The 22,389-nt window shown below is 46.0% G+C and carries 24 protein-coding genes and 1 riboswitch; of the genes, 21 read left to right on the forward strand and 3 right to left on the reverse strand.

From position 1 onward, the window contains the following. Positions 1-18 precede the first annotated feature (18 nt). The 16 genes from MHI30_RS04840 (at position 19) to MHI30_RS04915 (ending at position 14,530) form a co-directional block, all read left to right on the forward strand. Positions 19-921, forward strand: a complete 903-nt coding sequence (locus MHI30_RS04840) for an amidase domain-containing protein (RefSeq protein ID WP_075755406.1) — start codon at positions 19-21, stop codon at positions 919-921. Positions 922-968: 47 nt separating this feature from the next. Beyond that, complete coding sequence (gene trmL, locus MHI30_RS04845) at positions 969-1,442, forward strand: tRNA (uridine(34)/cytosine(34)/5-carboxymethylaminomethyluridine(34)-2'-O)-methyltransferase TrmL (protein ID WP_003180018.1); 474 nt, start codon at positions 969-971, stop codon at positions 1,440-1,442. A 92-nt stretch (positions 1,443-1,534) separates the two neighbouring features. Then, positions 1,535-2,149, forward strand: a complete 615-nt coding sequence (locus MHI30_RS04850) for a YhbD family protein (protein WP_075755408.1) — start codon at positions 1,535-1,537, stop codon at positions 2,147-2,149. Between the two features lie 14 nt (positions 2,150-2,163). Next, on the forward strand, positions 2,164-2,874 hold the full coding sequence (locus tag MHI30_RS04855; RefSeq protein WP_075755410.1) for a polymer-forming cytoskeletal protein: 711 nt from the start codon (positions 2,164-2,166) through the stop codon (positions 2,872-2,874). 14 nt (positions 2,875-2,888) lie between these two features. After that, complete coding sequence (locus MHI30_RS04860; protein WP_075755412.1) at positions 2,889-3,590, forward strand: hypothetical protein; 702 nt, start codon at positions 2,889-2,891, stop codon at positions 3,588-3,590. Between the two features lie 395 nt (positions 3,591-3,985). Further along, on the forward strand, positions 3,986-5,881 hold the full coding sequence (prkA, locus tag MHI30_RS04865; protein WP_075755414.1) for a serine/threonine protein kinase PrkA: 1,896 nt from the start codon (positions 3,986-3,988) through the stop codon (positions 5,879-5,881). Positions 5,882-6,048: 167 nt separating this feature from the next. After that, a complete protein-coding gene (yhbH, locus tag MHI30_RS04870; protein ID WP_020450675.1) occupies positions 6,049-7,215 on the forward strand; it encodes a sporulation protein YhbH in 1,167 nt (388 codons plus the stop codon). A 307-nt stretch (positions 7,216-7,522) separates the two neighbouring features. After that, positions 7,523-8,155, forward strand: a complete 633-nt coding sequence (locus MHI30_RS04875) for an HlyD family efflux transporter periplasmic adaptor subunit (RefSeq protein ID WP_043927260.1) — start codon at positions 7,523-7,525, stop codon at positions 8,153-8,155. Between the two features lie 39 nt (positions 8,156-8,194). Then, the gene (locus tag MHI30_RS04880) at positions 8,195-9,784 is read left to right on the forward strand and encodes a DHA2 family efflux MFS transporter permease subunit (protein ID WP_075755416.1); all 1,590 of its coding nucleotides are present in this window, start codon (positions 8,195-8,197) and stop codon (positions 9,782-9,784) included. 17 nt (positions 9,785-9,801) lie between these two features. Then, positions 9,802-10,332, forward strand: coding sequence for an NAD(P)H-dependent oxidoreductase (locus tag MHI30_RS04885; RefSeq protein WP_075755418.1), 531 nt, complete (start codon positions 9,802-9,804; stop codon positions 10,330-10,332). A 13-nt stretch (positions 10,333-10,345) separates the two neighbouring features. Further along, positions 10,346-10,678, forward strand: a complete 333-nt coding sequence (locus MHI30_RS04890) for a hypothetical protein (RefSeq protein ID WP_075755420.1) — start codon at positions 10,346-10,348, stop codon at positions 10,676-10,678. A gap of 132 nt (positions 10,679-10,810) precedes the next feature. Continuing rightward, the gene (locus MHI30_RS04895) at positions 10,811-11,578 is read left to right on the forward strand and encodes a hypothetical protein (protein ID WP_075755422.1); all 768 of its coding nucleotides are present in this window, start codon (positions 10,811-10,813) and stop codon (positions 11,576-11,578) included. Positions 11,579-11,581: 3 nt separating this feature from the next. Then, positions 11,582-11,962, forward strand: a complete 381-nt coding sequence (locus MHI30_RS04900) for a GntR family transcriptional regulator (RefSeq protein ID WP_075755424.1) — start codon at positions 11,582-11,584, stop codon at positions 11,960-11,962. Continuing rightward, complete coding sequence (locus MHI30_RS04905) at positions 11,952-12,653, forward strand: ABC transporter ATP-binding protein (protein ID WP_075755426.1); 702 nt, start codon at positions 11,952-11,954, stop codon at positions 12,651-12,653. Before MHI30_RS04900 ends, MHI30_RS04905 begins: the two co-directional genes overlap by 11 nt. Before the next feature lie 19 nt (positions 12,654-12,672). After that, a complete protein-coding gene (locus MHI30_RS04910) occupies positions 12,673-13,596 on the forward strand; it encodes an ABC transporter ATP-binding protein (protein ID WP_075755490.1) in 924 nt (307 codons plus the stop codon). Further along, positions 13,589-14,530: an ABC transporter permease gene (locus tag MHI30_RS04915; RefSeq protein WP_003180041.1), complete on the forward strand. Its 942-nt coding sequence runs from the start codon at positions 13,589-13,591 to the stop codon at positions 14,528-14,530. Before MHI30_RS04910 ends, MHI30_RS04915 begins: the two co-directional genes overlap by 8 nt. 117 nt (positions 14,531-14,647) lie before the next feature. Here the strand turns inward: MHI30_RS04915 and cspB are convergent, their stop codons facing one another. Then, complete coding sequence (gene cspB / locus MHI30_RS04920; RefSeq protein ID WP_003155376.1) at positions 14,648-14,848, reverse strand: cold shock-like protein CspB; 201 nt, start codon at positions 14,846-14,848, stop codon at positions 14,648-14,650. Positions 14,849-15,150: 302 nt separating this feature from the next. After that, a riboswitch (SAM riboswitch) is annotated at positions 15,151-15,264 on the forward strand. Between the two features lie 100 nt (positions 15,265-15,364). On the opposite strand from cspB, the gene MHI30_RS04925 reads away from it, so the two are divergent. The 4 genes from MHI30_RS04925 to MHI30_RS04940 all read left to right on the forward strand — a co-directional run bounded on the left by MHI30_RS04925 (position 15,365) and on the right by MHI30_RS04940 (position 19,371). After that, entirely contained in the window at positions 15,365-16,366 is a 1,002-nt protein-coding gene (locus MHI30_RS04925) for a methionine ABC transporter ATP-binding protein (protein WP_003180043.1), read from the forward strand. 2 nt (positions 16,367-16,368) lie between these two features. Beyond that, on the forward strand, positions 16,369-17,019 hold the full coding sequence (locus MHI30_RS04930; RefSeq protein ID WP_003180045.1) for a methionine ABC transporter permease: 651 nt from the start codon (positions 16,369-16,371) through the stop codon (positions 17,017-17,019). 21 nt (positions 17,020-17,040) lie between these two features. Next, a complete protein-coding gene (locus tag MHI30_RS04935; RefSeq protein ID WP_003180047.1) occupies positions 17,041-17,859 on the forward strand; it encodes a MetQ/NlpA family ABC transporter substrate-binding protein in 819 nt (272 codons plus the stop codon). A 123-nt stretch (positions 17,860-17,982) separates the two neighbouring features. Beyond that, positions 17,983-19,371, forward strand: coding sequence for an L-cystine transporter (locus MHI30_RS04940; protein ID WP_025805528.1), 1,389 nt, complete (start codon positions 17,983-17,985; stop codon positions 19,369-19,371). Between the two features lie 45 nt (positions 19,372-19,416). On the opposite strand, the gene MHI30_RS04945 is transcribed toward MHI30_RS04940, so the two are convergent. Both MHI30_RS04945 and MHI30_RS04950 read right to left on the reverse strand, forming a co-directional pair. Beyond that, positions 19,417-19,758 carry a hypothetical protein gene (locus MHI30_RS04945; protein ID WP_003180050.1) on the reverse strand — a complete coding sequence of 114 codons (342 nt, stop codon included), beginning with the start codon at positions 19,756-19,758 and terminating at the stop codon, positions 19,417-19,419. A gap of 47 nt (positions 19,759-19,805) precedes the next feature. Continuing rightward, positions 19,806-21,602, reverse strand: a complete 1,797-nt coding sequence (locus MHI30_RS04950; protein ID WP_003180052.1) for a S9 family peptidase — start codon at positions 21,600-21,602, stop codon at positions 19,806-19,808. A gap of 145 nt (positions 21,603-21,747) precedes the next feature. On the opposite strand from MHI30_RS04950, the gene MHI30_RS04955 reads away from it, so the two are divergent. Then, positions 21,748-22,308 (forward strand): YhcN/YlaJ family sporulation lipoprotein, encoded by a 561-nt coding sequence (locus tag MHI30_RS04955; RefSeq protein WP_003180053.1) that lies wholly within the window; start codon positions 21,748-21,750, stop codon positions 22,306-22,308. Positions 22,309-22,389: the final 81 nt, after the last annotated feature.

Consider the following 22,389-nt stretch of genomic DNA (forward strand, 5'->3'; position numbering starts at 1 on the left):
CATATGGTGGTGTAGCCCTTGAAACAGATCATCGAGCAGCTCCTGAAAGCCAGACTTCATTACTTAATCAACGGCAATGATGAAACAAACTGGCGGGATGCCGGGGGTTTTGAAGTCATTGAACGGAAGCGGAGGCTTTTTCAAAAACGCGGCGTGCAGATCGTGAAGGCCAATATGAAAGCAGCTGTAAAAGAGCTTTGGCTTGATGAAGACGGCGCGTCACATGTGAACTATCAAACCCATACCGCATACTTATGCAAAGACGGGGATGATATGTATATGGAAGAACATATGGAAGACAGAAACGCCCTTTTGTACGATCAGATGGTCATCACAGACTCCGAGACCCCGCGTCCGGCCGCACAGTCTTATCCAGAGCCTGAAAGCGGCAATGATGATATGCGCGAATTGCTGGGAAGGGCGTTCCGCTATGACCGGCTGGCCGCGGTGCGCTATGCGGAAACGTATTGGAATAAACGAAATCCCGCTTACAAAAACTTTGAAGACAATTGCACAAACTTTATTTCCCAGTGCATAAGGGCCGGAGATGCGCCGATGCGCGGCTATCCGAACAGAGGCAAAGGCTGGTGGATGCAAAACCATTCCTGGAGTTACAGCTGGACTGTCGCTCATTCGCTCAGAACCTTTTTGAAGCAGTCAAAAGCCGGCCTTCGAGCGGTTCAAAAGCGGGCCGCGAAAGAGCTGATCGAAGGCGATGTCATCTGCTATGATTTTAACGGAGACGGAAGATTTGACCACGTGGCTCTTGTGACGGCAAAGGATAAAAGCAATATGCCGCTGGTGAACGCGCAAACGCACGACTGTCGGATGAGGTACTGGTCTTACGAGGATTCGCCTGCTTATACTTCATCGATTCGATATGCGTTTTTTCATATATCAGATGATACGACAAAATCGTAATGAGTGGTATAATAAACAGCGGATCAGAAAAACAGAGGTGAATACTTTTGGCATTGCATGTCGTACTATATCAACCAGAAATTCCTGCAAACACAGGAAATATCGCACGGACTTGTGCAGCAACAGATACAACGCTTCATTTAATCAGACCGCTCGGCTTTTCAACCGACGATAAAATGCTCAAGCGGGCAGGTCTTGATTATTGGGAATTCGTCAATGTCGTCTACCACGACTCATTGGATGAATTGTTTGATGCCCATCCTGAAGGCCGTTTTTTCTTCATTACAAAGTTCGGTCAAAAACCGCACACTTCATTTGATTATTCAGATCAAAACGAAGATTACTTCTTTGTCTTCGGCAGAGAGACGAACGGCTTGCCGAAAGAGCTGATCGAACAAAACATGGATCGCTGTCTGCGCCTGCCGATGACAGAGCACGTCAGATCACTGAACTTATCAAACACTGCGGCAATCCTCGTGTATGAGGCGCTTCGCCAGCAGAATTACAGAGATTTGACTTAATAGGTAAAGAGCCCTTTTTCAAAAGGGGCTCTTTTTTTTGTTTTCCAATGTAACAGTGTTATGTTACAATGTGTGTGAAGGAGCTGAAACAGATGGTTCAGGATGATTTAATTTCAAAAAAAGAGCTGCTGGATTTGACTTCGATCTCGTACGGACAGCTCTATAGATGGAAACGGAAAAATTTAATACCCGAAGAGTGGTTTATCCGGAAGTCTACGTTCACCGGACAAGAAACTTTTTTTCCGAGGGAAGACATTTTAAAAAGAATTGAAACCATTCAAAGCATGAAAGAAAACCTTTCCCTTGATGAGATGGCGGAAATGTTTTCGCCCGATTTGACCGAACTAAACGCGAGCCGCGGGGAGCTGCTAAAAAAAGGCATCGTTTCAGAAGCGGTCATGGCGTTTTTTGAAGAATGCACCGGAAAACGCGATCATCCATTTAATTTGACAGAAGCACTTGCGGCTTATGTGCTGGAAGGCCTGCTCCAATCCGGCGACATCAGCCTGGATGAAGGAAAAATGGTGCTGGATGTCATCATGTCGCACGAGGCGGAAAACAAAGGGAGGCTGATTGTGCTACGGAAACTCGGCGTTGCAACATGTCTGATTACCGAGGGCAGCATCGTGTTGGAAAAAGGAGTCAAGGTCGCCGCTGACATTAATCTCGCGGCGAGCAGCGAAGAATTGAAAACAAAATTCATGTAAATGGAGGATCAAAGATGGAGAATTTATTGATAAACGGATTTGGCAGTTCAGGCGGAGGCACGTATCAAACGGTTGAATTAAACGGCAAAGGAACGATTAACGGCGATATTGACTGCGAAAGGTTCAGCTGCAGCGGCACCGGGACTGTAAACGGAGACGTGAAAGCGGATGAGCTGAGAATCAGCGGCCACGCCAAACTAAACGGCGCAATTGCAGCTTCCAAGGTTAGAATCGACGGTTCTGCAAAGGTGGATGGCGATGTCGAAGCAGAACAGCTTAAAGTCTTAGGCTATGCCGGCATTAGCGGACATGTGAAAGGCGACGAAGCAATCGTTCGCGGAAAAACGTCAATCGGCAAAGACTGCGAAGTGGAACATTTTTCTGCGGAAGGATATTTTACAATCGACGGGCTTTTAAACGCGGAACAAATCGACATTAAGGTTCACGGCGGTGAAAGTAAAGTGAAAGAAATCGGCTGCCGGCGGATCGTCTGCACTGCACATCAATCGAAGCTGTTCTCGTTTTTAACGCCGCTTATTTCTCCTCCGAGACTGTCTGCCGAGCTGATTGAAGGGGATCAAATTGAACTCGCCAATACGGTCGCGAAAGTTGTCCGGGGCAATTCGGTTATCATCGGCGAAAATTGCGATATCGGCCTGATTGAGTATAAAGAAGATATCCAGGTGGCGGAAACGGCAAAAGTCGGAGAGAAAAGGAAAATATAGCGGAGGGATAGGACATGAAGAAACACGACTTGAAAATACACGGCTCCGGAAATGCCGGAGGCGGATCATTCCATCATGTTCTTATCAGAGGTGAAGGAACGATCACAGGAAACATTGAATGTGAAAAATTCAGTACACACGGCACAAGCGAATTGTCAGGCGATGCGACAATCAAAAGCTTTAGTGTACACGGGGAAACAGAGATCCGGGGGAGGCTGAAAGCTGACAAAGCCAGAGTGTACGGGACGGCGGATGTTTCTGAGGACGCCAACATCAGCGATGCAGCCGTAAAAGGCATTATCAATATCGGGGGTAATATGGCGGCTGAAACGTGCGATGTCAAAGGCGCGCTGAACGTAAGAGGCGATTGTGAGGCAGAGGATTTTACACTGACGGGCAGCCTGGATGTAAAGGGTCTGCTGAACGCCGGCGCGATTGACATCGGCTTAAAGTTCGGAAACAGTTCGATTGGCGATATCGGCGGCACGCATATTAAGGTCGTCAAAAAACGCGGGCTCTTGTTTAATAGAAACGGAGGTTTTCTCTCGGCAGGGACAATTGAAGGAGACGATATTTACCTGGAAAACACGGAGGCCCGCATGGTCAGGGGAAACCGCGTGCATATAGGGCCCGGATGCAAGATTGAGAAAGTTGAATACAAAAGCAGCTACCGGGTATCTCCTAAGTCTGAAGTGAATGAAGATCAACAGGAATAAAACAGTGTTATGTTACGAAAAAAGGATGGCTTCAAAAGTGAGCCATCCTTTTTCTTTTGAATGTTATTTGCCGGGTTTGCTTTCGTATCCGGCAGTAAAAATGGATACGAGGAACGCGAGGATGACCCCCATCATGATCAACGTTCTCATTAAAATCCCTCCTCATCCTTATTCCCTTGTTGTCATCTGCACCGATGCGGTCAGCCGTACCGCAGGAGCACTTGCGGACGGAACTTTTCTGCTTTTATTATGAATGGTTTGCTCCGTCCTTGTCAATTCGGGGAAAGTGCATTTCATTTTTCTTAGAAAAGCATCTAAAGGGACATCTCCGCATAGAGTGAATGTAACAGTGATTCACTTGGCACCTTGCATTTATCATCAAATAGGAGGTTCTTATGGATATATTGAAAAAGATTGAACAGTATAGAGAGGGAGAGCAGCGTCTGAAATGGGAAGGAACCTTCGCTGAATATTTGGAAATCGTAAAAGAAAATCCGACTGTCGCGCAATCTGCTCATTCCCGCGTTTACAATATGATTAAAGACAGCGGCATTGAAGAGAAAGACGGCAAAAAAGTATACAGCTTCTTTGACAAAGAGCTGTTTGGTCTTGAAGAGCCATTGGAACGCCTTGTTGAAGAATACTTTCATCCGGCCGCGAAGCGCCTTGATGTCAGAAAACGAATCCTGCTTTTGATGGGGCCTGTCAGCGGGGGAAAGTCGACTTTGGTCACCATGCTGAAAAGGGGGCTTGAAGCATACTCTCTTACAGATGAAGGGGCTGTCTACGCGATTCAGGGCTGCCCAATGCACGAAGATCCGCTTCATCTAATTCCCCAGCATCTGCGGGACGATTTTTACAATGAATACGGCATCCGCATTCAAGGCAACCTGTCCCCGTTGAACATGATGAGGCTGGAACAGGAATACGGAGGAAGAATAGAAGACGTGAAGGTTGAAAGAATCTTTTTTTCAGAGGATAAACGGACGGGGATCGGCACGTTCAGTCCGTCGGACCCTAAATCGCAGGATATCGCCGATCTGACGGGAAGCATTGATTTTTCGACGATTGCCGAATACGGATCGGAATCCGATCCGCGCGCATACCGGTTCGACGGAGAATTAAACAAAGCGAACAGAGGAATGATGGAATTTCAGGAGATGCTGAAATGCGATGAAAAATTCCTCTGGCATCTTTTATCGCTTACACAGGAAGGGAATTTCAAAGCGGGCCGGTTCGCGCTCATCTCAGCGGATGAATTGATCGTAGCCCACACGAATGAAACCGAATACCGTTCATTTATATCCAATAAGAAAAACGAAGCGCTCCATTCGCGGATTATCGTCATGCCGATTCCATATAATTTAAAAGTATCAGAAGAAGAAAGAATTTATGAAAAAATGATCGCTGAAAGCGATGTGTCTGATGTTCATATTGCGCCGCACACGCTAAAAGTAGCCGCGATGTTTTCGATTTTGACGAGGCTGAAAGAGCCGAAGCGGTCAGACATTGATCTCGTCAAAAAAATGAGGCTGTATGACGGAGAGAGTGTTGAAGGCTACAATTCAGTCGATGTCGAGGATTTGAAAAAAGAATACACTGACGAAGGAATGAGCGGAATCGATCCGCGCTATGTCATCAACCGGATCTCGTCGACGATCATCCGCAAAAACATGGAATCGATCAATGCGCTCGATGTCCTCCGTTCTTTAAAAGAAGGGCTTAGCCAGCATCCGTCGATTTCGGCAGAAGACCGCGAGCGTTATTTGAACTTTATTTCCGCCGCCAGAAAAGAATACGACGAAATGGCGAAGAAAGAAGTCCAAAAAGCGTTTGTATACTCTTATGAGGAATCTGCGAAAACGCTGATGGACAATTATCTTGATAATGTCGAAGCGTACTGCAATAAAATTAAGCTTCGCGATCCGCTGACGGGAGAAGAGATGAACCCGGATGAAAAGCTGATGAGGTCAATCGAAGAACAAATCGGCATTTCCGAAAATGCGAAAAAAGCATTCCGCGAAGAAATTCTTATTCGTATTTCTGCCTATGCAAGAAAAGGGAAACGGTTTGACTATAATTCGCATGAGCGGCTCAGAGAAGCCATTCAGAAAAAGCTGTTCGCAGACTTGAAAGATGTCGTCAAAATCACGACATCGACAAAAACGCCGGACGAACAGCAGCTCAAGAAAATCAACGAGGTCGTCGCCCGTCTCATTGATGAGCACGGCTACAACTCGACAAGTGCAAACGAACTCTTAAAATATGTAGGAAGCTTATTAAACCGGTAACTTGAAGACCCGTCCGGAGAAGGGCGGGTCGTTTTGTCCCATTTTCAAAATTATTTGTCAAAAGTTATTTATACCTGCATAAGATAACAATAACCATTTTTAGACTTGCATCCGCAGGGCTATAAACCGAAGCCATTTAAGGGGATTATAAATAAGGAGGGGAACTCATGTCCCATAAAGACAATGGCCATTTTATTATTTCTCAGGAAGACTGGTCCCTCCACCGAAAAGGGTATGATGACCAACAGCGTCACCAGAAAAAGGTGCAGGACGCGATCAAAAACAATCTGCCTGACCTGATTACAGAAGAAAGCATTATTATGTCCAACGGCAAAGATGTTGTCAAAATTCCGATTCGATCGTTAGATGAGTATAAAATCCGCTATAACTATGATAAAAATAAACATGCCGGCCAGGGAGACGGCGACAGCGAGGTCGGAGATATCGTCGCAAGGGACGGTTCTGATAAACGGGGCGCCGGCAAAGGCCAGGGAGCGGGCGATCAGGCCGGCGAAGATTATTATGAAGCGGAAGTTTCGCTCATCGATTTGGAAGAGGCGCTCTTCAGCGAAATGGAACTGCCGAATTTAGAACAGAAAGAACGGGATGATATCGTTGTCGAAGATATTGAGTTCAACGATATCCGCAAAACGGGTTTGACCGGCAATATCGATAAGAAAAGAACGATGCTCAGCGCTTTTAAGCGAAATGCAATGACGGGAAAACCTTCATTTTATCCGATCTACCCCGAAGACTTAAAATTTAAAACGTGGAATGACTCCGTAAAGCCGGAATCAAAAGCCGTTGTGCTCGCAATGATGGATACGAGCGGATCGATGGGTGTTTGGGAAAAATATATGGCGCGAAGCTTTTTCTTTTGGATGACACGTTTTTTACGGACAAAGTATGAAACGGTCGATATTGAGTTTATCGCCCATCATACTGAAGCCAAAGTGGTATCAGAAGAAGATTTCTTTTCGAAAGGGGAAAGCGGGGGCACGATTTGTTCATCTGTATACCGCAAATCCCTAGAACTGATTGAAGACAAATACCATCCGACACGCTATAACATTTATCCGTTTCATTTTTCGGACGGCGATAATCTGACATCCGACAATGCGCGGTGCGTCAAGCTTGTCGGAGAGATTATGGAAAAAGCGAATATATTTTGCTATGGCGAAGTCAACCAGTACAACAGACATTCAACGTTAATGTCAGCCTACAAAAATATTAAAAACGAAAAATTCAAGTATTATGTGCTGAAACAGAAAGCCGATGTTTTTCAGGCTCTGAAGAGCTTTTTCAGCAATGAAGAACGGCATCAATATACATGAAAAAACGCGAACGAAACCTCCACTGCCGGAGGTTTTTTGTTTGGAAAATATTTAAATCAAAATTTTAAGTGCAAGGTTATTGACATTCTTTATTACTTTAACTAATATTTAATCTTGTTAACTATTTATTTTGTTGTGCAGAGGTAAAAACAAATTTACCGCTTCCGATCTTTCTTGCTCAGTTTTGAACAACTTTTTCAGTACACGTCCCGCAAGTTGCTGGGCAGGAAATAGGAAAACACAAAACCGCGGAAGCCGATCAAACCGGCTTCATCCAAAATATAAGGATATGAAAGGAGAAATAAACATGAGCAAAGGACGTTTAATTGCGACGAACATTATCGGACTCATCATCGTGCTTGCCATCTTAGCAGGAGGTGCGTATTTCTATTATGACAGCATCAGCTATGTGAAAACCGACGAAGCACACGTGGCAGGCGAGATGGCCGACATTACGGCGCCTGCATCAGGGAAGCTCGCAGATTGGGATTTGAAAGAAGGATCAAAAGTTTCAAAGGACGAAAAAGCAGCGAAAATCAAAGGGGAACAAACGGTTGACGTGAAGTCGATCATGGACGGAACGATTGTCAAAAACGAGGCGAAAGAAGGCCAGATCGTACAAGCCGGTCAAACGCTTGCGAAAACAATCGACATGGATCATCTGTACATTACAGCTAACATTGAAGAAAACGACCTGAAAGACATCGAAAAAGGGGACAAAGTCGATATCGTCGTTGACGGTGATTCAGGCACTACATTTGAAGGAAATGTCGAAGAAATCGGCTATGCGACAAACTCAACATTTGACTTGCTTTCTCAAAGCAATTCAAGCGGAAACTACACGAAAGTGACGCAGAAAGTACCTGTGAAAATTTCAATCAAAAACCCGTCTGACAAAGTGCTGCCGGGAATGAACGCATCCGTGAAAATTTCAAAATAACCGGGGGAAATAAAAACGAGCGAAAGGAGGATGTCATAAGTGGCTTCTCAGAAAAAAGGAAATATGTCACTGCTCATCATTTTAATGGGCGGCTTGTTTCTGGCCATTTTAAACCAAACGCTGCTGAATGTGGCGATGCCTCATCTCATGACAGAGTTCAATGTGAGCGCCACAACGATTCAATGGCTGACAACCGGATATATGCTTGTCAACGGCGTTTTGATTCCTTTATCAGCCTTCCTGATTATGCGGTTCGGCGGACGGAGCCTGTTTTTAACGGCGATGCTACTGTTTACGGCCGGAACGCTGATATGCGGAATTGCGCCTAACTTCTCGACGATGTTAACCGGACGCCTCATTCAGGCAGTCGGCGGAGGCATACTACAGCCTTTGGTCATGACGACGATTCTCTTTATCTTTCCTCCGGAAAGCCGCGGGAAAGGAATGGGAATCTTCGGGCTTGCGATGATGTTTGCTCCTGCTGTCGGTCCGACGCTATCCGGCTGGGTCATTGAAAACTACAGCTGGCGGATCATGTTTTACGGCCTTGTGCCGGTTGGTGTGATCGTCATCATTTTCGGTTTTTTCCTATTTAAAAATATGACGGAACCTAAAAAAATCAAATTGGACACAGCAGGCGCGATTCTTTCAATTGTCGGATTTGCGGCGTTGCTGTATGGTGTGAGCGAAGCCGGCTCAGACGGCTGGGATGATCCGCTCGTACTTTCCACAGTTGTGATCGGTGTGATCGGCATTGCCGCTTTTATCATCCAGCAGTTGAAATCGAAAGAGCCGATGCTTGACTTCAGAGTGTTCAAATACGATATGTTTTCACTGTCAAGCGTGATCAACGCCATCATTACAGTTGCTTTGTATGCAGGAATGTTCCTGATTCCGATTTATTTGCAAAACCTGGTCGGCTTTACAGCGCTTCAGTCGGGGCTTCTGATGCTGCCGGGCGCACTCGTCATGCTTGTGATGTCGCCGATCTCAGGAATTTTATTTGATAAAGTCGGCCCAAGACCGCTGGCGATTGTCGGATTATTGATCACTGTTGTGACGACCTACGAATTTACGACGCTTACGATCGATACACCGTATATGCACATCGTGTTAATCTATGCGATTCGGGCGTTTGGGATGTCCATGCTGATGATGCCGATCATGACTGCCGGCATGAACCAGCTTCCGCAGCATTTAAACAGCCACGGAACGGCGATGTCGAATACGCTTCGCCAAATCAGCGGTTCGATCGGAACGAGCTTGATCACGACGATTTATACAAATCGCACGACATTCCACTATGCATCAATGGCCGATCAGACAAATACGGCTGATCCGTCATTTATGAGCACATTGCAGTCAACCATTCAGTCAACGGCGCAATCGATGCATATATCTCTTGAACAAGCACAACAATATGTCGTGAAATATTTGACCGGACAGGCCCAGCTCAACTCGAATGTCATGGGCATCAATGACGCATTTATGTGGGCGGCCGGGTTCTGTGTCATCGGTCTCGTTCTCAGCCTGTTTTTGAGGGATGTCAGAAAAGACAAGCTGCGCAGGAAGAACAAGGCGGAGGAGCTGACATTGCTTCCGGCTCCTAAAGAAGCGAAAGAATCTTAAAATGAGGAGGTTCTGACATGAAAATTTATGTTGTGTACGACAGTGAAGGCGAGCATACGAAAAAGCTGGCTGAAGCCATTGCAGAAGGCGCAGGGGAACATGAGGCTGCAGACGTGCTGATCGATCATGTCAGCCAGGCGGATATCAGAAAGCTCGAAGAAATGGACGCTATCATCTGGGGCTGCCCTGGCCATTTCGGTACAATCAGCTCCGGCTTAAAAACTTGGATCGACAGGCTGGGCTACCTTTGGGCGGAAGGCAAGCTGATCAATAAGGTCGGCGCAGTCTTCTGCACAACAGCGACGACTCACGGCGGTCTTGAGGCGACAATGCTCAACTTAATAACACCGATGCTTCATCAAGGCATGATGGTCGTCGGCTTGCCTGGAAATGTACCTGAAAATGCTTTATACGGGTCTTATTACGGTGCAGGCATCACGTGTCCTGTCGACAGTGACGAACTGATCGGCGAAGAAGGCCTGGAGCTGGGCCGGGCTTTAGGCAGACGCGTCGCCCAAGTGACAGACCGCTTTACAGCAGGACAGTAAGGAGCGATTTGACATGACCATTATATTGACCATCATCGCTGCTGTCCTCGTCATTATCGGTCTGGTGGTATTTAATGTGCGGTCGGCGTCTTCGCAGCATAAACCCGAACATGAGGATAACGCGGCAGCTGAAGCTGACATTCCTCATGTTCAGGAAGAAGAAGCGCCTCAGCAAGTTGAAGCCGCTCAGCAAGATCCGTTCGAAATGAATGATCAAACCTATCGGGCGATTCTGCAAAAACTTCAACATCCAAAAGAGGAAAAAAACCATTCCGAGAAAACGGAAATGGACGATATGGATTACCGAAAAGCATTAAAATCCATGAAAAAGCGGGAACAGGATTAAAGGCAAATTCGCTGGGAAACAGCGGATTTGCTCTTTTTTTTGCATTTTTTTGTAATATTTGATTGCGATTTTCACTGTATCAGTGTACTATTGATATAGTACACTGATACAGTGACTAGAGGAGGATATGTTTTGCAGTCTTTCAGCGGTTTATTTAAAAAAGATTTTCTCATGGCAAGGTTTTGGTTTTTGGTTTGGATGCTGTGCATGATTTGTGCGATTATTGCAAGCTTTTGGTTTGCTCATTATACAGGCGAATCAATGGCTCTTTTTGGGGCGCTAGTGACCATTTTATTATTTCATAGCCTGTTTTGTCCTTTAATGATCCTTGCTCAGCTCCGTCTGGAAGGGAAGACGCAGCTTTGGTTATATAACCCGAACAACAGTGCGTTATTGCTGCTGTCAAAGCTTGCTTCAGCTGCCGTATACCAATTGATTTCCCACGCTGTTTTATTCATTTTCGGGCTGATTGTCAGAAGCGTTCTGCTCTCCAGCAGCGCCGGCCTGTTTTCCGTGTCAGATTTGCTTCTCGTCAATATCGCTGTCTTTTTAGGCTCCGTAATTTTTTCCACATGGGTGATGTTTCTGTGGACGATATATGAAGCGCTCAGAAAATATCCGGCTATCAAAAAAATCCGCTGGATCATTCCCTTGCTGATCTACAGTGCTTACGGATTAATCGAGGCGCTGTTCATCGAGAGCGGCTTATTCCAGGAATTGCAGAAATTGTGGAGCATTTCTTTAACAGCTGAATTCAAATTCCATTACGAACATTCAGGATGGACTGTTACATTTTCTCAAGTTGATTTGCCGGGTATTCTCCTGGTGTATTACACAGTCTTAGGCGTCTGTCTCTTCTATCTCTCCTGCAAATTACTGAACAGAAGAGTTGAGGTGTAAAAGATGGCAAATGAATTTTCTGCTTCAAAGCCGATCTATAGGCAAATAGCCGAACAGCTCTTTAAAAAAATGATCCGCGGAGAGATCAAGCCGGGAGAAAAATTACCTTCGGTCCGTGAGCTGGCTGTTCAGACGCAAGTAAATCCGAATACGATTCAAAGAACCTACAATGAAATGGAAAGGATGGGCGTGGTGGAGACCAGAAGGGGACAGGGCACCTTTGTTGTTGAACATACGGAAGTCATCGATGATTTAAAGCGGGAGATGAGATCGGAAGTTATCGGGCAATTTGTCCAGAGCATGGAAGAGCTTGGCTTGTCTAAACAAGACATGTTGTCAGAACTTGACCGTTTTCTTCAGAAAGGAGATCCAAATGAAGATTGAGCTGAAAAATGTCACGAAGAAGTATGGCAAAGAGTATGCGCTCAAAGAGGCCGATCTGTCTCTTTCTCCCGGGAAAATTTACGGGTTGACAGGACCGAACGGCAGCGGCAAATCTACGATCTTGAAGCTGATCACAGGGCTCTCGTTTCCGGATTCGGGCTCGGTGCTGATCGGAGGACGGCCGGCAGCCAGAAAGGAGACGAAGAACATCGCCTATTTAACAGAGCTTGATATGTTCTACGATCCATTTCGGGTCAAGGATATGATTCACTTTTATGAAACCCAGTTTTTCGATTTCCGTATAAATAAAGCGTGGGACCTGTTAAAGGACATGAAAATCGACGGGGATAAAAAAATCGGCAAGCTTTCCAAAGGCAACCGGGGCAGGCTGAAGCTCGCGCTCACATTGGCGCGCGATGCAGCGGTCGTGCTGCTTGATGAGCCGTTTTCCGGTCTTGATCCGATGGTGAGAGAATCGATCGTCAAAAGCCTTCTTACATATTTGGAGCTTGATAAGCAGACAATCGTCATCGCCACCCATGAGATTCATGAAATTGAACAAATTTTGGATGAGGTCGTCGTCGTCTTAAATGGCCGAATTGAAGAAAAAAAAGATGTCGAACAGCTGCGCGAGGAATCAGGAATGTCGCTTTTGGAATGGCTGAAACGGTTTATTGAAGAAAAAAATTGAAAAGGCTGGAGGAGAAACAGTGGAAACACTTTTGGAATTAAAAAATGTATCAAAAACGATCAGGGGGAAAAAGATCATCGACGGCTTGAGCTTTGACGTGCGGGCAGGCGAAATATTCGGCTTCCTGGGTCCGAACGGCGCCGGAAAAACGACGACGATCCGGATGATTGTCGGACATATGAGCATTACCGCCGGTGAAATCGCCGTGTGCGGCGTCAGCGTAAAAGAGAACTTTGAAAAGGCTGCACGGCATATCGGAGCGATCGTTGAAAACCCGGAGCTTTATAAATTTTTAACGGGCTACCAAAACCTTCAGCAATACGCGCGCATGACGAAAGGCGTGACGAAAAAGAAAATTGACGAAATCGTCGAGCTCGTCGGATTGAAAAACAGGATCAACGACAAGGTCAAAACGTATTCGTTAGGAATGAGACAAAGGCTTGGCCTTGCCCAAAGCCTTTTGCACGATCCAAAGCTGTTGATTCTCGATGAGCCGACGAACGGGCTTGATCCGGCAGGTATCCGGGAAATCCGTGACTATTTAAGAAAGCTGACGAGAGAAAAGGGAATGGCGGTCATCGTTTCAAGCCACCTGCTTTCAGAAATGGAGCTGATGTGCGACAGGATCGCCATTATTCAAAACGGAAAGCTCCGGGATATTCAGCATGTGCACGGACCCGCTCGGGATGAGAAGAAGCGCTATTATATTCAAGCGGACGACACCCAGGCTCTCACACGGGAAGCGGCTGCTTTCAGAAAGGTGAAGGTTGACGAAGCGGAAGGCGGGATAGAGCTCAGCATTCAAAAGGATGAAGTGCCTGATTTGATTAAACACTTGACAGACAGCGGTGTTCGCTTATATGAAGTGAAGGCTGTGAACAAATCGCTGGAAGACCGATTCCTGGAAATCACCGCAGATAAGGAGGAAGCTCAGCATGTTTAATCTCATCGTAAATGAATGGATCAAAATTTTTAATCGAAAAGGCACATACGTCATGATCGGAATTTTGCTGTTAGCTGTCATCGGGCTGGGCGTTCTCACAAAGACGATCGGAGAGACAGACCAAAACACGGACTGGAAAAAGGAATTGGCGCAGGAAAATAAGGACATGAAGGAACAGCTTAAAGGGAACAGCAATCCAACACTTGAAAAAAATTATGAACAGTCGATCGCAATTAATGAGTATCGAATCAAGCACGATTTACCGGCAGATGGGGATTATTCAGCTCTGTCTTTCATCAGCGATACGAGCGGGCTCATCTCGCTCGCCGGTTTGTTTGTAATCACGGTGGCGGCGGGAATCGTTGCGAATGAATTCAGCTGGGGAACGGTGAAGCTGCTTGTCATCAGGCCGATCAGCCGCTTTAAAATCCTGCTGGCAAAATATTTTACGGTCCTGCTTTTCGCATTGGCTTTGCTTTTCATTCTGTTCGCAAGCGCAGGGATCACAGGCCTTGCTTTATTCGGGGCAGGCGACAGCAGCCAGGTTCACTTGGTGTATGTCGGTGGAACGGTTGAAGAAAAAAGCCTGCTATTGCATTTGGCCGGCAGCTATTTGCTGAATTCGATTTCGCTTTTGATGATGGCGACAATGGCCTTTATGATTTCAGCGGTTTTCAGAAACAGCTCGCTCGCCGTAGGTATTTCGATTTTCCTTTTGGTTATGGGCGGAACGGTGACAGGCCTGCTCGCGACGAAATTTGCTTGGGCGAAATACATCCTGTTTGCCAACACGGACCTCACTCAATACTTTGACGGATCTCCGGTTGTTTCAGACATGACGCTGGGATTCTCGATTGTGATGCTGGCTGTCTATTTTATCGTTTTTCATGTGCTCGCCTTTGTTGTATTCACAAAGAGAGACATCGCTTCATAAGCGGTATACGTTTAAAAAAAGCCTGACACCGGTTTCCGGGCGTCAGGCTTTTTTTAAATATAAAAAGACTGCTGACATTCGGTCAGCAGTCCTGTATGAAGATCAGCGGTTCACAGCTTACGCTTTTGTTACGTTAGCAGCTTGTGGTCCGCGGTTTCCTTCAACGATTTCGAAAGATACAGATTGGCCTTCTTCCAAAGTTTTGAAGCCTTCGCCTTGAATAGCAGAGAAATGAACGAATACATCGTCTTGTCCTTCAACTTCGATGAATCCGAAACCTTTTTCAGAGTTAAACCATTTTACTTTACCTTCTAGCATGAAATTTCCTCCTAAAGCGATAACGCTTAAATTCACTATTCTTGCTCTAAAACAAACTTCCAAGACGAAAACTCTTACAAAACTTTCTTCTTAAAGATAGTTCGAACAAAAATAATTACCTTTACTTTACCAGTGTTTAAACGAAATTACAACTGCTAAACACAATTTTTTTAAAAAAAGTGAAATTTAATGCTCAGGGTGAAAAACAATGAGTAAAAAGGGAGTTTTTGAAATTTTCACGAATCTGATTGACAACATTTCAAAGAAGCTGTAAAGTTAGGTAAAACTTCATGCAACTATACTTCTTATTCAGAGAGGCGGAGGGAATTGGCCCTGTGAAACCTCGGCAGCGGGTTCTGCATACAGCAGAATACTGTGCCACATCCAACAAGCCGTACGGGCTTGGAAGATAAGAAGAGAGCGGACTCACTCTATTTACTTTGTGTCGTCAAAGGCTTCTTCTTATTTTTTAAGAGGAAGCCTTTTTTGTTAGCCCTAAAAGAGGAGGAGATCATCATGATTACATTTGAAGGCGTTGAAAAGGTCTATGAAAGCGGCGGACAGAAGGTTCATGCGCTCAATGGAATCGACCTTCATGTGGATAAAGGGGAAATATACGGCGTCATCGGCTTCAGCGGCGCAGGAAAAAGCACGCTGATCCGCTGTGTGAACTTCCTTGAAAAACCGACGGCCGGAAAGGTTTTCGTCGGCGGAAGAGACTTAATGTCCCTGTCGAAAGCTGAGATACGAACTGTGAAAAGGAAGATCGGCATGGTTTTTCAGCATTTTAACCTGTTAAATTCAAAGACGATTTTCGCTAATGTCGCTGAGCCGCTTGCGCTTGTTAAAACACCGAAAGCCGACATAAAGAAAAAAGTGACGGAGCTGCTCCGTTTTGTCGGACTTGAGGATAAAGCCCGCGATTATCCGGATCAGCTTTCGGGCGGACAAAAGCAGCGCGTCGGGATTGCCCGGGCGCTGGCGACAAATCCGGAGGTTCTGCTCTGTGATGAAGCGACATCAGCGCTTGACCCGCAGACGACCGGCGATATTTTGAAGCTGCTGAAGCGCGTCAATGAACAATATAACATCACGATTCTGTTAATCACTCATGAAATGAATGTGGCAAAAGAAATCTGCGACAAAGTTGCGGTAATTGAAAAAGGAAGAATCATTGAATCCGGCAGTGTGTTTGACGTATTTTCCGCGCCGGAAACCGAAACGGCCAAAAGCTTTGTCAAATCAGCCATCGACCACGAGATACCTGAATCGATTCAAAAATTAAATCTGAAGCACCTCTACCAGCTTCAATTTGTCGGCGAATCTTCTGGGAAGCCTTTTCTTTCTCAAGTGTCAAAGCGGTATGACGTAGAAGTCAACATTCTGCACGGAACGATTACAGAGCTTCAGGGAATTCCGTTTGGCAGCATGACGGTCGAGCTGCAGGGGGAAGATGGTGAAATCGGGCGGGCGCTCGAATATATACGCAGGGAAAACATTCGCATCAGGGAGGTATAAGCATGCTAGTTACATATGACCAAATCATTGACGCACTGGTTCAGACGATTCAAATGACGGTTTTTTCGCTTTTATTTTCAAGCGTGATCGGCATTCCGCTCGGCATTTTGCTGGTAGTCACAAGAAAGGGGCATCTGCTTGAGAATCCGGCAGTTTTTACGTTTGTCAATATGATCATTAACATTTTCCGGTCCGTCCCGTTTATCATTTTAATGGTTGCTTTAATTCCAGTGACAAGGCTGATTGTAGGGACGTCGATCGGCACATCGGCAGCGATTGTTCCCTTGACTTTTTATGCGGGGCCTTACATCGCTAGACTCGTCGAGAACTCTCTGCTTGAAGTGGATCCGGGAGTCATTGAAGCCGCTGAAGCAATGGGAGCGACTCCGAGACAGATCATCTTCAGGTTTCTGATTCCAGAAGCGCTCGGTTCGCTTGTGCTGAGTTTTACGGTGGCAACGGTCGGATTGGTCGGGGCGTCGGCGATGGCTGGTGCGATTGGTGCAGGCGGTCTTGGGGATTTGGCGATCACATACGGCTATCAAAGATTTGACACGCTGACGATGATCATCACGGTTGCAATTCTCGTCATCGTAGTGCAAGGATTGCAGACATCCGGAAACGTTCTGTCAAAAAAATTGAGAAGAAGATAGACAGAGAGGGAGACGGCTATTATGAAAAAATTTGCATGTGTTGTGATCTTCCTGCTGCTTGCGGCAGTGATCGCGGGGTGCGCGGCAGACTCTGATGCGAAAACCATTAAAATCGGCATCAGCGGAACGGATACGAGAATTTGGGACTTTGTGAAGAAAAAAGCCGAAAAAGAAGGCTTAAAGCTTGAAATCGTCAAATACTCCGACTATGTTCAGCCAAACCAGGCTTTGGCGAGCGGCGACATTGACGCCAACGCTTTTCAGACGATATCCTACTTTAATGCATTCAAAAAGGAACGCAACCTTGAATTATCGCCGGTCGGCACAACGATCATCGCTCCGATGGGCATTTATTCCGAGAAATATGATTCGCCTGGCGATATACCAAACGGCGCGGAAATTGCCGTTCCAAGCGAAGCGACGAACATGGGCAGAGCCTTGCTTCTGCTGGAGTCCGCCGGCCTGCTTCAATTAAAGGACGGATTTGACGGAAATGGAACGCTTGATGCAATTAAAGAAAATCCTAAAAAACTCAAAATCACAACGGTGGCCGCAGAGCAAACGCCGCGCGTGCTTGCCGATGTCGCTGCATCCGTCATCAATAACGGCATAGCGGTTGACGCCGGCTTCCATCCTGTCAAAGATTCGATCAAACTGGAAGATGAAACAGCGACACCGTACATCAACATTATTGCGGCCAGAACAGAAGACCGGGATCGCGAAGATTTGAAAAAGATCGTCGAGCTGTATCAAGCAGACGACACTGCTGAATTGATTAAAAAAGAATTTGACGGAGCACAGCTGCCGACTTTCGTTCCTCTAAAAGACATCGGCGAATAAAATGTCAGTCGCGCAATTGCTTCCCGGGTCATATATTGAAATACATCGATAATTCCTACTTGACCAATCAGGTTTGTTGTACTATAGTTTTTAAATGTAAAAAATTCTGGGGGTGCTTTTGTTATCATGACATTATTTGTTGTTATTAATATTATCGTCATGCTCGGCCTGATGGCGCTCCTTTATATGATGCAAAAAAAGCATGTTTCTTTTTCTAAGCGGGTATTTACCGCTCTGGGAATCGGAATTGTTTTTGGATTCGCTTTGCATTTTATATATGGTTCGTCTTCAGAAACGATTACGCAGACTTCTGATTGGTTTAATATCGCAGGCGGCGGCTATGTCAAGCTTTTGCAGATGATCGTTATGCCGCTTGTATTCATCTCGATTTTGGGTGCTTTTACAAAGCTTAAGCTGACGCACAATATCGGAAAAATCAGCGGATTGATCATCGGGCTCTTAATCGCGACGACAGCCGTCGCTGCTGCGGTGGGTATCGCGTCCGCGCTTGCTTTCGACCTGCAGGCCGTCCATGTGGACCAAGGCCAGGCGGAGACAATGAGAGGGGCGGAACTCGAACAGAAATCGCAGGACATGGAAGCCAAAACGCTTCCGCAGCAAATTGTCGAGCTTCTTCCTGGAAATCCGTTTTTAGACTTTACTGGAGCAAGACCGACATCAACGATCGCAGTTGTTATTTTTGCGGCTTTCCTTGGGATCGCTTATCTCGGGGTCAACCGAAAACAGCCTGAACAAGCTGAACTTTTCAAAAAAATGGTTGATGCCGTGTATGCGATCATTATGCGTGTGGTCACCTTAATTCTGAGGTTGACGCCTTACGGTGTATTGGCGATCATGACAAAAACGATTGCAACGAGCGACCTCGACAGCATTGCCAAACTCGGCAAATTTGTCATCGCTTCATATGCGGCGCTGATCGTCATGTTCATCATTCACCTGCTGCTCATTACATTCAGCGGTTTAAATCCTGTCACATACTTGAAAAAGGCGTTTCCAGTTCTTGTATTCGCGTTTACATCAAGATCAAGCGCAGGCGCTTTGCCGCTGAACATTAAAACGCAGCGAAGCCTTGGTGTTCCAGAAGGCATTGCGAACTTTGCCGGATCCTTCGGACTGTCCATCGGTCAAAACGGATGTGCCGGCATTTACCCTGCAATGCTCGCGATCATGATCGCGCCGACTGTCGGCCAAAATCCGCTTGATCCGTCATTCTTGTTCACGGTTATCGCAGTTGTTGCGATCAGCTCTTTCGGAGTGGCAGGCGTCGGCGGAGGTGCGACCTTTGCAGCGCTTCTCGTCCTTTCGGCATTAAACATGCCTGTAGCGCTTGCCGGACTTCTGATTTCTGTTGAGCCGCTGATCGACATGGGGCGTACGGCTCTCAATGTCAGCGGCAGCATGACGTCAGGACTTGTCACGAGCAAAGTGACAAATGAGCTTGAAAAAGACACGTACCAAGACCGTACAAATATCATTGAAGCAGAAGTGTAAAAGAAAAACGGCCCGCACAGCTTGAGAGCTCGTGCGGGCCGTTTTTTATGAATAGCTTTGATCGTCATCGAACATCGTCTGAGCTGCAGCCTGATCGTTCATAACATTCACCGGAGCAGTCATATGGCTTGATTGATGCTGGTCATTTGCCGTATGGCCTGACTGGCGGTGTTCATGTGATTGTCCTCCCGGATTAAAAGCCTGCTTGATCATGTCAGCCGGATTCATCATCGTCTGATTGCGGCCGCTTCCTTGCTGCCGTCCTCTCATGCCATTCGCGAACATGCCGGTCAATCTTTTGCGGATTTCGGGAGAAAAAGCCGCGGTTAATGCAGCTGATCCTAAAACTAATACAGCGGGATGGATGCCAGATCTTCTTCTAAACAAAGGGTCAACCTCCTTTTTACGTATACCATCCCCAGTCATGATCGGTTTTATTCTTCAACCTTGGCCGCGTGATATAAGCGGTGCTTTTCAAAAAATTCGAAAATGGCGCGGTAGACTTTCATTTTATTTTCTTTTTTGGAAAAACCGTGCCCTTCATTTTCCAAAACGAGATACTCGATATTCCGCTCCATGTTCCTCAACTGATCGACGACCTGATCGGACTCTTCCTTTACGACGCGCGGATCGTTTGCGCCTTGGATGATCAGCATCGGCTGAGTCATATTCTCCAGATATGTAACAGGAGAATCGGCTTTCATTTTTTCATAATCCCGCTCCGGATTGCCGACCCATTTTTCCATCATCGGCTGCCAGAAATCAGGTACGGTTTTGACGAACGAAAACAGGTTGCTGACTCCGCATATATCGACGACGGCGCGGAAATACTCAGGATGCCTCCCGTGGAGCAAAAGCGACATATATCCTCCATAGCTGCCGCCCATTAAAAAGAGTTTTTCGCGGTCTGCAAGCTTTTGATCGATAAGCCAGTCGATGCCCGCGGTCATATCGAGGCGCGGCCCGTCTCCCCAATCTTGTTCAACCATTTTAAAGAATGAATAACCGTAATTCGCTGATCCCCTGAAATTAGGAGCGAATAACTGGTAACCCATTTTTGCAGCGAGTTGAAAGAGATCGTAGAACATAAAGGTTTCTGCATCTTGCGGTCCGCCGTGCGGCCAAATAATCGTCCAGCCGTTCGCTTCTACCGGGGAGGGCTTAAACAGCAGTCCTTCTATTGGCAGGCCATCAAAAGAAGGATATGTCACAACTTCAGGATAAGACAGCTCCTGTTCGGAGAAACCCGGAACCGAATGTTTCGTTAATTGCCGCCATTTTGACTGTCCTTTCGTTAATACGTAGAGATTAGTCGGCCTGGTCGGCGTTGAGCCGAGAATGTACAGCGTACCAGAATAGGCGCAGTGTATTTTCGAAATGGATGTGCAAGGGCAATCGATCTGCCGGCTTTGCCCCGTTGCTGTGTTGTACTCATACATCACCTCTTTGACACCTTTTTTTCCAATGAGATAAAGGAAAGTTCCATTCGGGTCAGCGTGGATGGATGTTAAATCAGTTTTATCAATCGAAAGCACCGGCGTAAAAATACCGGATGAAACAGTGTACAAGGCAAGATATGAGAACTCGGCTTCGTAGTTTGTCGTGACGAATAACCGATCATCAGATGCAAAATGGGAAGAATAAACCATGTGAGGCAGCGTCTCATCCGGGAAGATTCCTGTCGTCACGCCTTCAGCTGTATGGACCATACAGACAGAATGGCTGTTGACATAGTAGACATGTATGCTGACGGCTTTCTCGCCCGGGCTTACATCAGACAGCATTGAAGTTCCGTCTTTTCCTTCAAAAATAAGCTCTTCTTTTTCAGTGAGACAATCATATCTGTATGTATTTAAAAATGTCGGATTGTCCTTTGTAGAGGAGTAGTAAACTGCGTTTTGCACAGGGATGGGGGCGAAGTGGCGGTCTGTTTGATTTCCGTTTAATGATTGGAACGTCCCGTTTTTTAAAGAAAGCTTGTACAGTCCGCTTTGTTCGTTTCCGTCATTGTCAAAACCAGCATAAAGGATTGAGCCGTCGGGATTGTAGGCAATTCCTTTTGAGTCCTGATTCAAGAATGACAGCTGGTACGGGTATGTATCGGGAAGATCCATCGCCCACAGGTTCGATGTTCCGTTGAGGTTTGTATCAAAAATAAGCTGAGTCTCATCGGGATGTACCGCAAAGTCTTTAATGCGCAGCGCATGCAAAATGCTATCCGCTTTTTCCATTTCATATACACCTCCGGATTTATTTGGATATTTTTTCGTCCGTTATGATCATAACAAAATAAGCGTATAAAAAATATATTTTAGACAAATAAATAACACGAAAAAGAAAAAAACTATACGTAAATCATTAAAGGAGGCAATTTTAATGTTCAATATGAAAAAAGGCGCGATTGCTGCTTTGCTCCTTCCGCTGCTGTTCACAGCCGGATGCGGCATGGCAAACCAAGGGGCAGATAACAACCGGCGCAATCAGGACAATGCGCTTCAAAATGTAACAAACAGAGATAACGACGCTACGAATGTCAATGACGGCAGAAATGTCAATGACCGAATGAATGTGACAGACAACCGCGATGCCAATCGTGAAGACAATAATATGGAAGTGGCGGATAAAGCCGCAGATAAAGTGGCGGAACTTAAAGAAGTCAGTAGTGCAAACGTGATTACGACAAACCGCAACGCTTATGTCGCGGTCGTTTTGAAAGGCAATCCGAAAGGCAACTTGACGAATGAGCTGAAAGGGAAAATCTCGAAAAAGGTTAAAGAAACAGACAATAACATCAACAATGTGTTCGTTTCGGCAAACCCTGACTTTGTTGACCGGATGAGAAACTATGGCGACAGAATTCAAAATGGCGAACCGATCGAAGGACTTTTTGAAGAATTTGGTGAAACGATCAACAGAATTTTTCCGAATCAAAGATAATGAAAAGCCGCAATGAGCGGCTTTTTTTGTTGGCTGCTTTTCATACAGGCCACTTCCTGACCCTTTCCGCATAGTGTGTAG

The sequence above is a fragment of the Bacillus sp. FSL L8-0528 genome, assembly GCF_038593085.1.
GTDB lineage: Bacteria > Bacillota > Bacilli > Bacillales > Bacillaceae > Bacillus > Bacillus paralicheniformis.

Excerpts from the sequence above, each read along its gene's own strand:
- cspB (WP_003155376.1), bottom strand. The coding sequence starts at position 14,848 with ATGCTAGAAGGTAAAGTAAAATGGTTTAACTCTGAAAAAGGTTTCGGA.
- MHI30_RS04955 (WP_003180053.1), top strand. The coding sequence starts at position 21,748 with ATGTTCAATATGAAAAAAGGCGCGATTGCTGCTTTGCTCCTTCCGCTG.
- MHI30_RS04885 (WP_075755418.1), top strand. The coding sequence starts at position 9,802 with ATGAAAATTTATGTTGTGTACGACAGTGAAGGCGAGCATACGAAAAAG.
- MHI30_RS04860 (WP_075755412.1), top strand. The coding sequence starts at position 2,889 with ATGAAGAAACACGACTTGAAAATACACGGCTCCGGAAATGCCGGAGGC.
- MHI30_RS04915 (WP_003180041.1), top strand. The coding sequence starts at position 13,589 with ATGTTTAATCTCATCGTAAATGAATGGATCAAAATTTTTAATCGAAAA.
- MHI30_RS04930 (WP_003180045.1), top strand. The coding sequence starts at position 16,369 with ATGCTAGTTACATATGACCAAATCATTGACGCACTGGTTCAGACGATT.
- prkA (WP_075755414.1), top strand. The coding sequence starts at position 3,986 with ATGGATATATTGAAAAAGATTGAACAGTATAGAGAGGGAGAGCAGCGT.
- MHI30_RS04890 (WP_075755420.1), top strand. The coding sequence starts at position 10,346 with ATGACCATTATATTGACCATCATCGCTGCTGTCCTCGTCATTATCGGT.
- MHI30_RS04855 (WP_075755410.1), top strand. The coding sequence starts at position 2,164 with ATGGAGAATTTATTGATAAACGGATTTGGCAGTTCAGGCGGAGGCACG.
- MHI30_RS04875 (WP_043927260.1), top strand. The coding sequence starts at position 7,523 with ATGAGCAAAGGACGTTTAATTGCGACGAACATTATCGGACTCATCATC.
- MHI30_RS04900 (WP_075755424.1), top strand. The coding sequence starts at position 11,582 with ATGGCAAATGAATTTTCTGCTTCAAAGCCGATCTATAGGCAAATAGCC.
- MHI30_RS04905 (WP_075755426.1), top strand. The coding sequence starts at position 11,952 with ATGAAGATTGAGCTGAAAAATGTCACGAAGAAGTATGGCAAAGAGTAT.
- MHI30_RS04935 (WP_003180047.1), top strand. The coding sequence starts at position 17,041 with ATGAAAAAATTTGCATGTGTTGTGATCTTCCTGCTGCTTGCGGCAGTG.
- yhbH (WP_020450675.1), top strand. The coding sequence starts at position 6,049 with ATGTCCCATAAAGACAATGGCCATTTTATTATTTCTCAGGAAGACTGG.
- MHI30_RS04950 (WP_003180052.1), bottom strand. The coding sequence starts at position 21,602 with ATGGAAAAAGCGGATAGCATTTTGCATGCGCTGCGCATTAAAGACTTT.
- MHI30_RS04850 (WP_075755408.1), top strand. The coding sequence starts at position 1,535 with ATGGTTCAGGATGATTTAATTTCAAAAAAAGAGCTGCTGGATTTGACT.
- MHI30_RS04925 (WP_003180043.1), top strand. The coding sequence starts at position 15,365 with ATGATTACATTTGAAGGCGTTGAAAAGGTCTATGAAAGCGGCGGACAG.